Genomic DNA, 12,454 nt, shown 5'->3' with positions numbered 1-12,454 from the left:
AGGTGAACGTGGCAGAGCAGCTGGAGTTTTTCCCCATCCAGAGCCCGTGCCGGGGGATTTGTCAGGTGGATGAACGCGGTTATTGCCGTGGGTGTATGCGTACCCGCGACGAGCGGTTTAACTGGCAAAATTTCAGCGACACGCAAAAGCAGGAGGTGCTTCGCCTCTGCCGCCAGCGGTTTCTGCGCAAAATACGTGCAAACAAGCCGGGTGAAACCGAAGAACCCCAGCAACCTTCACTGTTTTAACACGCTTATTGCGTATACTCATGACATCACTTCCTTGAGGAAAATGTTATGGTTCAGCGTATTACCCTTGCCCCCCAGGGGCCAGAATTCTCCCGCTTTGTGATGGGTTACTGGCGCCTGATGGACTGGAATATGTCCCCCCTGCAACTGGCGAGCTTCATTGAGGAGCACCTCGATTTAGGGATCACCACCGTCGATCATGCTGACATTTATGGCGGCTATGCGTGTGAAGCGGCGTTCGGAGAAGCCCTCAAGCTGGTTCCGGCGCTGCGTGAGCGGATGGAAATTGTCACCAAATGCGGTATTGCCACGACGGCAAAACCTGAACATACCCTTGGTCATTACATTACCGATAGCGCACATATCATCAAAAGCGCCGAGCAGTCGCTGGTGAACCTGGCAACGGATCATATCGACCTGCTGCTGATCCACCGTCCCGACCCGTTAATGGATGCCGATGAGGTCGCCGAAGCCTTCCTGGCGCTGCATCAAAGCGGCAAAGTGCGTCATTTTGGCGTCTCAAACTTTACCCCGGCGCAGTTTGCGCTGCTGCAGTCTCGTCTGCCCTTTACCCTGGCCACCAACCAGGTGGAAATCTCCCCGGTGCATCAGCCATTGTTGCTGGATGGTACGCTCGATCAGCTGCAACAGCTGCGCATCCGTCCTATGGCGTGGTCTTGCCTTGGTGGCGGTCGTCTGTTCAATGACGATGAATTCCAGCCGCTGCGCAATGAGCTGGAAACCATTGCCCGTGAACTGAACGCTGAGAACATCGAACAGGTGGTTTACGCGTGGATCCTGCGTCTGCCGTCGAAACCGCTACCGATCATTGGTTCCGGTAAAATTGAACGCGTCCGTTCTGCCCTGGCTGCTGAAGAGCTGCAGATGAGCCGTCAGCAGTGGTTCCGCATCCGCAAAGCTGCGCTCGGTTACGACGTTCCGTAAACCGGTAAAAATGTGACTTTCCGGTGAAATCTTTGCCTCTGGTATACACTTAAGAGGCAAAAAATAACCAGCGGAGGTCATATGAAGCGTTTTGCTCTGGCACTGGTCACGCTGGTTGTTTGCGCAGGGGCGCAGGCAGCCAGCGATGAAGTAGAAATGAATCTCGTCACCTCGCAGGGCGTAGGTCAGTCCATCGGCACAGTGAAAATCACTGAAACCGACAAAGGACTGGAATTTGCGCCCGATCTCAAGGCCCTGCCTCCCGGCGAACATGGTTTTCATGTTCATGCTAAGGGGAGTTGTCAGCCAGCGTTAAAAGAGGGTAAACCCTCGGCAGCAGAGGCGGCAGGCGGCCACCTTGACCCACAACATTCCGGTAAGCATGAGGGCCCAAACGGAATGGGCCATCTGGGCGATCTGCCCGTGCTCGTGGTAAATAATGACGGCAAAGCCACGGATCCGGTTGTTGCGCCACGCCTCAAAAAGCTGGATGAGGTCAAAGGCAAGGCGCTAATGATTCACGTCGGCGGCGACAATATGTCCGATCAGCCGAAACCGCTTGGCGGTGGTGGGGCACGCTATGCCTGCGGGGTGATCTGATCCCCAATCGTCCCCGGCGGTGGCGCTTGTTCCAGCTGCGACAGGGAACAGTGCAGCCGCCAGATTATCGACGCTAAATCACGCGCGGCGGGCTGATGGTGGTGAGCAAGACTGTCGCAGATCCGCTGCAGTTCAGTCAGCGTCGCTTCCAGCGGGCGTTGCTGAACGCCGCGTTCACTCATCACATCGCGTAGCAGAGAGATGCACACGTCGCGCACCTGCGACAGCGGATCGGAGCGTGTCTCCCATGCGCGAAGTTGCCAGACCACGTGGGAACAGTTCAACAGGACCACTCCCCAGCGCAGCAGCCAGCGGCGGGAAAGCGAGTCCTGGCTGTTATTGAGCTGGCTGACATGGTGGTACACCAACGATTCATACTCACTTTCACGCAGATGCGGTTTACGGCTGAGCTGATCGACAAACCCCCGACGAAGCTCGCGGATATGGCGTCGGCTTTTACGCGCGTCTGAGCCGGGGCGTAATACGGCAAAAGCCAGCCACGCCAGACCCACGCCCAGGATTTTTGCCAGATTATCATTGAGAAAATCGGCGTAATCATAAACCGGCGGGTTTGTGACTGAGATAAACGAGCCCATAAAGACAATCAACTGACCCCAGAGCCCCGCCAGTTTTGGCATTTGCAGCTTCAGAAGCTGCATCGTGGTTAATAGCGGAAACAGAAACAGCAGGAACTGCCACAGGTCGCTTATCTGCACCATCAGGCCGAACTTGACCACAAAGCTGAACAGCGATAACAACACCAGCGTGCGCAGCAGCAGCGTAAGCGAGTTGAACGGCGAGGCGGCGACGGAGTAGAGCACGCAACTGATGGCGGCCAGCGTGAGCGCGGCGGAGCCAGATTCCCACTGCGTGGTAATGCTCCATGCCCCCACCAGCGTCAGGGCGCAAAAGGTTCGAAAACCGCTCCACAGCGCTTCCAGATAGTCAGTGTGCCGCGCCAGCGCCGGGCTACTGGGAACGGCGAATTCCGTTATCGGCGTGGCATTTTCAACGGCCTTGATCCAGCGACTGCTGCGCAGATACAGGCGGCAAAAGTAGTTCAGACGCTGCCAGAAGGCGCGGTGGCGATAATCGTACTCATCTTTCGGCGCGAGCGGGGCGATAATGCGGGCCACCATGTAGATGTCGGCATCCGGGCGGGCAAGGGCTGCGAGCAGCGTTTCAATGATGGCGCGGGTGTTTTCTGGTGGCGTTGACCAGTTGAGTAACATCCGGCGCAGGCTGGAGATCGCACTGGTCATCCGTAGCTGCTGGTGAAGCAGGTAGTTCAGCAGGGTATTCTGGCGGCGAAAACGATAATGGCTCCAGAAGGCCTGAATGCGTAACAGATTCATGGTCAGGATCTGACCAATCACCTTTTCATGCGCCAGGCGAATCTCATCGTTAGTATCCGGCTGCCAGAGCAGGCTCGCATGTTCCAGCAAGCGGGTATGCATGGTCTTCAGCGCCGTGATAAGCGCGGTGCCGTCGGAGGTGCTGGGCAGGATCATCATCATAAACCCGCCGCTCAGAATACCGACAATAACTTCACAGACGCGCGCCTGGGCGATATCCCATAACTCGGTGGTATCGAGAACGTTAACTACCGGAAAGGCAATAATTGCGGCGGTATAGCCCGCCAGCTGGAAGGCGTAGGCGACGTTGTTGGTAAAATGGGCGCAGGCCCAGGTACAGCATCCCAGCCATGCCGCCATGCTCAGTAAAAAAAGCCACGGATCGTTCAGGGTATGGCCTGCAATGATCAGCGCCGCAGTGGCACCGAGCAGGCTGCCCGCGATGCGCCCAAGGCTTTTACTGATCACTCCGCCAACGGTCGGGAAGCTCACGACCGCCGCGGAGGTCATGGCCCAGTAAGGCTCGTCAAGGTTCAGATAGTAGGCGACGGTCAGCGCAAGGCACATGGCAATGCCATTGCGCAGGGCGTAGCGCCACTGAGGGCGCGTTGCTTTCATCCACGGCAGATTTCGCCAGGAGAAGGCATTCATCAGGGTGTTCCGATCGAGACAGTACAGGTTGTGCCGGAGACCAGCGTTAACCCCTGCGGTAAGCGGTCAAATTCAACCCGAACCGGCACGCGCTGGGCCAGGCGCACCCAGGGGACATTAGGTTTGATGTCGGGAACCAGGCCTGAATCGGTTTCAACGCTCTGATCGTAAATGGCACGGCCAATGCTGGAAACGTGACCCTGTAACCTTTGCGAGCCGCTATAAAGCGTTATTGTGGCAGGGGCACCTTCCCGAATATGGCGAAGTTTGGTCTCTTCAAAATAGCCCACGACGTAAAACGAGTGGCTGTCGACCAGCGCGAAAATCGGTTGGCCGGTGGTGGCATAATTACCCACGCGGGCAGAGAGGTTCGTCACCCAGCCATCGACAGGGGCCTGTACCACGGTTTGCGTCAGTTCCCATTGCGCCTGTTTGAGCGTTGCCTCTGCCACATTGACGTTGGCCTGCATCGCCTTGACGTTGATGTTGGCGGTATCCAGGTCTTCGGCAGAAATATAGTTTTGTGATAAATGCCGACGACGCGTGGCTTCGTTGTTTGCTTTCGCCAACTCTGTCTGGGCCTTAGCCAGCTGCGCCTGGGCGTTTAGGATCGCGATATGGTAAGGGGTGTCGTCAATGCGGAATAAAACATCTCCCTTTTTAACGAACTGGTTATCCTTAACCAGAAGCGCCGTGATACTGCCAGATACCTGCGGGGTGATACTCACCTGCTCAGCGCGAATTTTACCGTCGCGTGTCCAGGGTGACTGCATATAAAAATTCCACAGCCACCAGCCGGCAACCAGGGCCAGAGCCAGGACAAAGAGGGTGGAAAAGTACTTCAGCGTTTTCAGGGGCATAATCACCACACAATCAGCACAGCAAGGCCAAGAGACACGGAGAGAGCGAACAGGGAGAGATCCATCAGCATGGGGTGCCAGATCTCGCCAGAATACATCCAGTCGCGGAGCAGACGATGCGCGACAAGCCAGATCACAAAACCCACCAGAACGGCTTTAAACAGGGGAGGAAAGTAGACTGATGCACCGAAGATCAGGTCCTGAAGGGGCAGCCCCTCTGAGCGATGAAAAAACGTCACGAGCAGAGATCCTTTGCAGTGAACAGAATGCCGGGATGGCTTGTCTTAATGAGATGGAACATCACTTTTCAGTGTAAGTCATACTTTTAAATTTGATGAATGTCGTAATGCATTTGTTTTGGCAATACAAATGCTGCACACTATTCTAAAATCAGTATAATAACTTAGCAAGCTAATTATAAGGAGATGAAATTGGAATCGCCATTAGGTTCTGATCTGGCAAGGTTGGTACGCGTCTGGCGTGCTCTGATTGACCATCGCCTGAAACCTCTGGAATTGACACAGACGCATTGGGTCACGCTGCACAACATTCATCAGCTGCCGCCCGACCAGTCACAAATTCAACTGGCAAAGGCGATTGGTATTGAGCAGCCGTCGCTGGTGCGTACGCTTGACCAACTGGAAGAGAAGGGGCTGATCTCCCGACAAACCTGTGCCAGCGACCGTCGCGCCAAGCGAATTAAACTCACTGAGAAAGCGGCTCCCATTATCACTGAAATGGAAGCAGTGATTACCAAAACGCGCGGTGAGATCCTGTCCGGGGTTTCCCCTGCGGAGCTTGAAATGCTCATCAGTCTGATTGGACGCCTTGAGCAGAACATTCACGACCTGCAGGCACGCGACGCCTGACCTTATCAGGCCTTGCATTCGCAAGGCCTTTTATCATCTGGAGACGATCACCCGGTTGCGACCCGTCTCTTTCGCCTCATACATTGCTTTATCAGCCTTTTCCACACACTCTTCAGCCGTCGTCTCCACGGACGTTGCCGTAAAGACGCCCATGCTGATGGTAATGGGCTCCGGAAGCTGTCCCCCGCTGCTGGTCTTATCAAAGCTGCTCAGCTTCAGGCGGATGCGTTCCGCCACCTGGTACGCGGCTTCTGAAGAGGTGTTGGTTAACATCAACACAAATTCCTCACCGCCAATACGCGCGGCAATATCCTGAGGCCGTACGGAATCCATCAGCAGATGCGCCACAAACTGCAACACTTTGTCGCCCTGCAGATGGCCGTAGCAGTCGTTGATGCGCTTGAAGCGGTCGAGATCGCTGACGATAACCGAAACCGGACGGCTGGCTTTACAGGCACCGAGTGCCTGGTTTAGCGAGTCGTAAAAATAGCTGCGATTGTAGAGGCGGGTCAAAGGATCGCGAATCGAGTTTTGATACGACTGTTGATATTTCAAATGCGAGTCGCGATAGAGTCTAAAGACATCATAAAGCAGAACAAAAATAATCAATAACGTCGCACAGTTTCAAATAAGCGCGCTCGATACCAGGAAATATCCTCCGCGTGTCCGCCTGCTAATAGCATCGCGAGCGTCACGATATAACAGACACATAAAAAATTACCGCCCACCCAAAAAATATTGCGTACGCGGGTAATAACCATTAGCGTTGCTAATGTCACCACCCAAAGAATAATCAAGACGATATTTATTGCATGGCTCCAGAGAACCATAAATTGATGGGTTTCATTATCCACCAGGTCTAACGACATTAATGATGAGTGGCTGGAGCTAAGCCAGGCCAACAGCACCATGCCCACCATAAACAGAAATGTACCGGCAACAATGGTGATATGCGCCGCACGTGAAAGCGGATTATCCCTGACGATATACAGCAGGGCCGACGCAATCATCAGCACCGCCATTAACAGATGGCGGTACATAAAGAAGATCATCGTATCGTTATAGTCCACGACGTTGAGCTGGTAGAGATCAAGCCAGGCCGGGAAACTGGTAAGCGTACCCACCATCAGTATGGCCGAACCGGCAAAGGCAAAAGCGATAGCAATCAGGTACAACCGTCTTCTGTCACACCAGTATTTCATGGCCATAAAGCAGGCAATAAACAGATGGAATACCAGTAAAAAAATGGTGAGTGTAGGGAATAAAAGCGGTGAGAAAGAGGGAACCCATTCGACCAGTTTTAAAAATAAAATTTGTAATATTCCAATGACGACAATGCACCCTAAACAGAATGGAATATAGGGCTTTTTCACGTACCGGGAGATCGCAAGCATAAGTATGTTTCAACGAAAATAATAAATAAAAAGTTAATTGAGATTAGCCTAATGCAAAAGAGAGGAGAATACTTTGCGCAGGAACAAGATACGGCGTGGTTAATTATTCATTGCCTGAATAAATTTTGTAAAACTATTTATTATAATGATGCTATTTGTAAAAGGATGCGGCCTGGCAGCCACATCCATTTTTATGAATTAACGCGGAGAAACGGTAACCTGGCTACCGTTGCTTGCCAGCACGACGCGCTGACCGGCAGAGAAGCGGGTGCTGCCCTGTTTCTGCACAACCATAATGGTGCTGCCGTCGTCTTTACGGATTTCCAGCTCTACGCCCTGGGTTTTATTCATCGCACCCTGAACGCCCTGGCCTGCTACGCCACCTGCAACGGCACCTGCCGCAGTCGCCAGAGAACGGCCTGTACCACCGCCTACGGTGTTACCCAGGAAGCCACCCAGAACCGCACCGCCGATGGCACCCATGACGTTGTTCTCGTCACCACCCTGAATTTGAACAGGACGTGCGTTAACAATCGTACCGTAAGTCACGTTCTGAACCTGTTTCGCTTCAGAAGCGCTATAAACGTCGCCAGAAAGTGAACTGTCATTCACACAGCCAGCCAGAGTTAAACCAATCAGCGAAACGCCCAGTACACGTAAAATCATTTGAATCTCCTGTTCACCAAAAACGCCCAATCCGGGCATCCGTTATGGCTAAATTATATGGCATAAAGGGCCATCGTTCCTATCTTTGCACTAACAATCGGAAAATTGTACTTGAATTTGACTTAACGAGAGATAAACAAAATTTCGACGCGTTACCTCACTGAGAGTGTTAAAAAATATTATCGCCTGATGGCAAAGCGGGGCTGTTTATGGTTGAGTGGTTATCCTTAGCCCACGCAACGTAAGGAAAGCGCATGAAATCGGGTCGCTATATTGGTGTGATGTCTGGCACCAGTCTGGATGGGGTAGATGTCGTTCTGGCCGCCATAGACGAAAACATGGTGGCACAACAGGCAAGTCTGACCTGGCCTATCCCTGTTTCGCTGAAAGAGGAGATCCTGAGCATCTGCCAGGGGCAACAGCTGACGCTTTCGCAGCTTGGACAGCTTGATGTCAGGCTGGGGGCGCTGTTTGCCGATGCGGTGCTGGCGCTGATGCATAAAGAGAACCTTCGGCCGCAGGATGTGGTCGCGATTGGCTGTCACGGGCAGACCGTCTGGCACGAACCCACTGGCGATGCGCCGCATACCCTGCAAATTGGCGATAATAATCAGATTGTGGCAAAAACGGGCGTCACGGTCGTGGGTGATTTCCGGCGTCGCGACATCGCGCTGGGCGGGCAAGGTGCGCCGCTGGTGCCGGCCTTCCACCAGGCGTTGCTGGGGCACCCGTCAGAGCGCCGTATGGTGCTTAACATTGGCGGTATTGCCAACCTGTCGATGCTGATCCCGGGCCAGCCGGTACGGGGATATGATACTGGCCCGGGTAACATGCTGATGGATGCCTGGATCTGGCGTCAGTGCGGTAAACCGTATGATAAAGACGCGGAGTGGGCGAGCGAAGGCAAAGTCATTATCCCGCTGCTGCAGTCCATGCTTAGCGATCCCTGGTTTGCCCTGCCGGCACCAAAAAGCACGGGGCGCGAGTACTTTAACTATGGCTGGCTTGAACGTCAGCTGGCTCAGTTCCCGGCGCTGGCACCGCAGGATGTTCAGGCGACGCTGGCCGAGCTCACGGCGGTCTCCATATCAGAACAGGTACTTTTGAGCGGTGGCTGCGAACGTCTGCTGGTCTGCGGGGGCGGAAGCCGCAACCCGCTGGTGATGGCGCGCCTTGCCGGGTTGTTGCCGGGCACCGAAGTGACAACCACCGATGAAGCAGGCATCAGCGGAGACGACATGGAAGCGCTGGCCTTCGCCTGGCTTGCCTGGCGTACCGTTGCCGGGCTACCGGGGAATTTGCCCTCAGTCACCGGCGCACGCGAAGCCAGCGTTCTCGGTGCCATTTTCCCGGCCAATCCCCGCCATAATCAGAGTTAACTGAAATTCAGCGCAGCGCGTCGCCGGTAAAATAAAAGGGAACAGGAGGGCCCGTTAGCCCTCCAGGACCAGGATAGTCTTCGGAATACGCTCATGAAAAAACTTCTTCTTATTGCTGTACCTGTCTTGCTGTCAGGCTGCAGCGTCTATAACCAGCTCGTTGAGCGCATGCAGACCGACACGCTGGAATATCGCTGTGATGAAAAGCCGCTGACCGTCAAGCTTAATAACCCACGCCAGGAAGCCAGCTTTGTCTATGACAATAAATTGCTGACGCTCAAGCAGGGGATCTCCGCCTCCGGCGCGCGCTACAGCGACGGTATTTACGTCTTCTGGTCGAAAGGTGACAGCGCCACCGTCTACAAACGAGACCGCATCGTGCTGAACAATTGCCAGCTCGAAAATCCGAAGCGTTGAGATTTTCACAGGGGCGGCGCACAATAGCGCCACCCAATCTCAACGTCACCTAATGCCATGTCTGATAACGACGAACTGCAGCAAATTGCGCATCTGCGCCGTGAATACACCAAAGGCGGCCTGCGTCGCCAGGATCTTCCCGCTGAACCTCTGGTGCTTTTTGAACGCTGGCTGAAACAGGCCTGTGAAGCAAAACTGGCCGACCCAACGGCCATGGTGGTTGCCACGGTGGATGAAAATGGTCAACCGTATCAACGTATCGTGCTGCTTAAGCATTATGACGAGAAAGGGCTGGTGTTTTACACCAACCTGGGCAGCCGCAAAGCACACCATTTAGAGAACAATCCCCGAATCAGTCTCCTGTTCCCCTGGCATATGCTGGAACGCCAGGTCATGGTCACAGGCAAAGCGGAGCGCCTTTCCACACTGGAAGTGGTGAAGTACTTCCACAGCCGCCCGCGTGACAGCCAGATTGGCGCCTGGGTCTCAAAACAGTCCAGCCGAATTTCTGCCCGCGGCGTGCTGGAAAGCAAATTCCTTGAACTGAAGCAGAAATTCCAGCAGGGCGAAATTCCACTGCCCAGCTTCTGGGGCGGTTTCCGCATCCCGATCGAGCAGATTGAGTTCTGGCAGGGGGGCGAACATCGCCTGCACGACCGCTTTTTATACCAGCGCGACAACGGCGGCTGGAAAATCGACAGGCTGGCACCGTAATCCCCGAAATTTGTTGATTTAAGCGCTAGCGCACGCCGCGCTAGCGCTTTATTCTATGGTCCTTTCGCATCAGGCGAAAAGTCGTGTACCGGCAAAGGTGCAGTCGTTTATACATGGAGAATTTGATGGCAAGCAGTAACTTGATTAAACAATTGCAAGAGCGGGGCCTCGTGGCCCAGGTGACGGACGAGGAAGCGTTAGCAGAGCGACTGGCGCAAGGCCCGATCGCGCTCTATTGCGGCTTTGATCCCACCGCTGACAGCTTGCATTTGGGGCATCTTGTTCCATTGTTATGCCTGAAACGCTTCCAGATGGCAGGCCATAAGCCTGTGGCCCTGGTGGGCGGCGCGACCGGTCTGATCGGCGACCCAAGCTTTAAAGCCGCTGAGCGTAAACTGAACACCGAAGACACCGTGCAGGAGTGGGTGGATAAGATCCGCAAACAGGTTGCACCGTTCCTCGACTTCAACTGTGGTGATAACGCCGCGATTGCCGCCAATAACTACGACTGGTTTGGCAGCATGAACGTGCTGACCTTCCTGCGTGACATCGGCAAACACTTCTCTGTTAACCAGATGATTAACAAAGAAGCGGTAAAACAGCGCCTGAACCGTGACGATCAGGGTATCTCCTTTACTGAATTCTCTTATAACCTGCTGCAGGGCTACGACTTCGCCTGTCTGAACAAACTGCACGGCGTCTGCCTGCAGATTGGCGGTTCTGACCAGTGGGGTAACATTACTTCCGGTATCGATCTGACCCGTCGCCTGCATCAAAACCAGGTGTTTGGTCTGACCGTTCCGCTGATCACCAAAGCCGACGGGACTAAATTCGGTAAAACCGAAGGCGGTGCGGTATGGCTCGATCCGAAGAAAACCAGCCCGTACAAATTCTATCAATTCTGGATCAACACCGCGGATGCCGATGTTTACCGCTTCCTGAAGTTCTTCACCTTCATGGACATTGAAACCATCAACGCCCTGGAAGAAGAAGATAAAAACAGCGGTAAAGCACCACGCGCGCAGTATGTGCTGGCGGATGAAGTGACCAAACTGGTTCACGGTGAAGAAGGTCTGGCTGCGGCGAAACGCATTACCGCAAGCCTGTTCAACGGTACGCTGAGCGATTTGAGCGAAGCTGACTTCGAGCAGCTGGCGCAGGATGGCGTACCGATGGTTGAGATGGAGAAAGGGGCTGACCTGATGCAGGCGCTGGTGGACTCAGAGCTGCAGCCGTCTCGCGGGCAGGCGCGTAAAACCATTGCGTCTAACGCCATCACCATCAACGGTGAAAAACAGGCTGACCCGGAATACACCTTCGCCGACAGCGATCGCTTGTATGGCCGCTACACGCTGCTGCGTCGCGGTAAGAAAAATTACTGTCTGGTCTGCTGGAAATAAATAAAAATCTCCAGGGGCGTGGGAAACCACGCCCTTTTTGTTTTTCAGGGTTTGGTAAGCATAAAATGAAGAACATCCTCGCCATTCAGTCCCACGTTGTTTTTGGACATGCTGGCAATAGCGCGGCGGAATTCCCGATGCGCCGCCTCGGGGCTAACGTCTGGCCCCTCAATACCGTACAGTTCTCAAACCATACACAATACGGCAAATGGACCGGCTGCGTGATGCCGCCTTCGCATCTCACGGAGATCGTGCAGGGCATTGCCGATATCGACCAGCTCAAACGCTGTGACGCGGTTCTGAGTGGTTACCTGGGCTCCGCAGAGCAGGGGGAGCATATCCTCGGCATCGTTCGCCAGGTGAAAGCAGCCAATCCCGCAGCAAAGTACTTCTGCGACCCGGTTATGGGTCATCCGGAAAAGGGCTGCATTGTGGCGCCTGGTGTGGCTGAATTCCATGTTCGCCATGCGTTACCTGCCAGCGATATCATCGCGCCCAACCTGATTGAGCTGGAGATCCTTTGCGAGCATCCGGTTAACAGCGTAGCAGAGGCGGTAAGCGCGTCTCGTGAACTGATAGCCCAGGGGCCTGAGATTGTGCTGGTGAAACATCTCGCCCGTGCAGGGCTGAGCAGAGACCGCTTTGAGATGCTGCTGGTGACCAAAGACGAAGCCTGGCACATCAGCCGTCCGCTGGTGGATTTTGGCCTGCGTCAGCCAGTGGGCGTGGGAGATGTGACCAGCGGATTGTTGCTGGTGAAACTGCTACAGGGGGCGACGCTGCGCGAAGCGCTTGAGCATGTGACTGCAGCGGTGTACGAAATTATGATTGCGACGAAAGAGATGCAGGAATATGAACTGCAGGTGGTCGCGGCACAGGATCGTATTGCGCAGCCGGAGCACTATTTCAGCGCAACACAGCTCTAAACTATGCCGGGTGGCGCTGCGCTTACCCGG

The 12,454-nt window shown here is 54.4% G+C and carries 13 protein-coding genes and 1 pseudogene; 9 read left to right on the top strand and 5 right to left on the bottom strand.

The features are described from left to right. Positions 1 to 8: 8 nt before the first annotated feature. From ECL_RS11405 to sodC, 3 genes are all read left to right on the top strand, one after another. Entirely contained in the window at positions 9 to 248 is a 240-nt protein-coding gene (locus ECL_RS11405; RefSeq protein ID WP_013096919.1) for a DUF1289 domain-containing protein, read from the top strand. Between the two features lie 48 nt (positions 249 to 296). Next, positions 297 to 1,193 (top strand): aldo/keto reductase, encoded by an 897-nt coding sequence (locus tag ECL_RS11400; RefSeq protein ID WP_013096918.1) that lies wholly within the window; start codon positions 297 to 299, stop codon positions 1,191 to 1,193. 81 nt (positions 1,194 to 1,274) lie between these two features. Continuing rightward, positions 1,275 to 1,793, top strand: a complete 519-nt coding sequence (sodC, locus tag ECL_RS11395; RefSeq protein WP_013096917.1) for a superoxide dismutase [Cu-Zn] SodC — start codon at positions 1,275 to 1,277, stop codon at positions 1,791 to 1,793. Here the strand turns inward: sodC and ECL_RS11390 are convergent. Genes ECL_RS11390 through ECL_RS11380 form a run of 3 tightly spaced genes read right to left on the bottom strand, consistent with a single transcriptional unit; the run spans position 1,772 to position 4,898 of the window. Continuing rightward, positions 1,772 to 3,799, bottom strand: a complete 2,028-nt coding sequence (locus ECL_RS11390) for an FUSC family protein (RefSeq protein ID WP_013096916.1) — start codon at positions 3,797 to 3,799, stop codon at positions 1,772 to 1,774. The genes sodC and ECL_RS11390 overlap by 22 nt on opposite strands. Next, the gene (locus tag ECL_RS11385) at positions 3,799 to 4,659 is read right to left on the bottom strand and encodes an efflux RND transporter periplasmic adaptor subunit (RefSeq protein ID WP_013096915.1); all 861 of its coding nucleotides are present in this window, start codon (positions 4,657 to 4,659) and stop codon (positions 3,799 to 3,801) included. Before ECL_RS11385 ends, ECL_RS11390 begins: the two co-directional genes overlap by 1 nt. A 2-nt stretch (positions 4,660 to 4,661) precedes the next feature. Beyond that, a complete protein-coding gene (locus ECL_RS11380) occupies positions 4,662 to 4,898 on the bottom strand; it encodes a DUF1656 domain-containing protein (protein ID WP_013096914.1) in 237 nt (78 codons plus the stop codon). Positions 4,899 to 5,084: 186 nt separating this feature from the next. On the opposite strand from ECL_RS11380, the gene slyA reads away from it, so the two are divergent. Beyond that, the gene (slyA, locus tag ECL_RS11375; RefSeq protein ID WP_020688303.1) at positions 5,085 to 5,528 is read left to right on the top strand and encodes a transcriptional regulator SlyA; all 444 of its coding nucleotides are present in this window, start codon (positions 5,085 to 5,087) and stop codon (positions 5,526 to 5,528) included. Between the two features lie 33 nt (positions 5,529 to 5,561). Here the strand turns inward: slyA and ECL_RS11370 are convergent. Further along, a pseudogene (locus ECL_RS11370) lies at positions 5,562 to 6,922 on the bottom strand (MASE4 domain-containing protein). Between the two features lie 198 nt (positions 6,923 to 7,120). Then, positions 7,121 to 7,588 carry an outer membrane lipoprotein SlyB gene (gene slyB, locus ECL_RS11365; RefSeq protein WP_013096912.1) on the bottom strand — a complete coding sequence of 156 codons (468 nt, stop codon included), beginning with the start codon at positions 7,586 to 7,588 and terminating at the stop codon, positions 7,121 to 7,123. 254 nt (positions 7,589 to 7,842) lie between these two features. Between slyB and anmK the strand changes: the two genes are divergently transcribed. The 5 genes from anmK (at position 7,843) to pdxY (ending at position 12,424) form a co-directional block, all read left to right on the top strand. Beyond that, positions 7,843 to 8,967 carry an anhydro-N-acetylmuramic acid kinase gene (gene anmK, locus ECL_RS11360; RefSeq protein WP_013096911.1) on the top strand — a complete coding sequence of 375 codons (1,125 nt, stop codon included), beginning with the start codon at positions 7,843 to 7,845 and terminating at the stop codon, positions 8,965 to 8,967. 93 nt (positions 8,968 to 9,060) lie between these two features. Then, positions 9,061 to 9,384 (top strand): C-type lysozyme inhibitor, encoded by a 324-nt coding sequence (gene mliC, locus ECL_RS11355; protein ID WP_013096910.1) that lies wholly within the window; start codon positions 9,061 to 9,063, stop codon positions 9,382 to 9,384. A gap of 57 nt (positions 9,385 to 9,441) precedes the next feature. Continuing rightward, entirely contained in the window at positions 9,442 to 10,098 is a 657-nt protein-coding gene (pdxH, locus tag ECL_RS11350; RefSeq protein WP_013096909.1) for a pyridoxamine 5'-phosphate oxidase, read from the top strand. 125 nt (positions 10,099 to 10,223) lie between these two features. Then, a complete protein-coding gene (tyrS, locus tag ECL_RS11345) occupies positions 10,224 to 11,498 on the top strand; it encodes a tyrosine--tRNA ligase (protein ID WP_014831636.1) in 1,275 nt (424 codons plus the stop codon). Between the two features lie 65 nt (positions 11,499 to 11,563). Next, on the top strand, positions 11,564 to 12,424 hold the full coding sequence (pdxY, locus tag ECL_RS11340; protein WP_013096907.1) for a pyridoxal kinase PdxY: 861 nt from the start codon (positions 11,564 to 11,566) through the stop codon (positions 12,422 to 12,424). Positions 12,425 to 12,454 lie beyond the last annotated feature (30 nt).

The sequence above is a fragment of the Enterobacter cloacae subsp. cloacae ATCC 13047 genome, from assembly GCF_000025565.1.
Taxonomy (GTDB): domain Bacteria; phylum Pseudomonadota; class Gammaproteobacteria; order Enterobacterales; family Enterobacteriaceae; genus Enterobacter; species Enterobacter cloacae.
The sequence above is the reverse complement of the archived record's forward strand: the minus strand, read 5'-3'. Positions and strand labels throughout refer to the sequence as shown.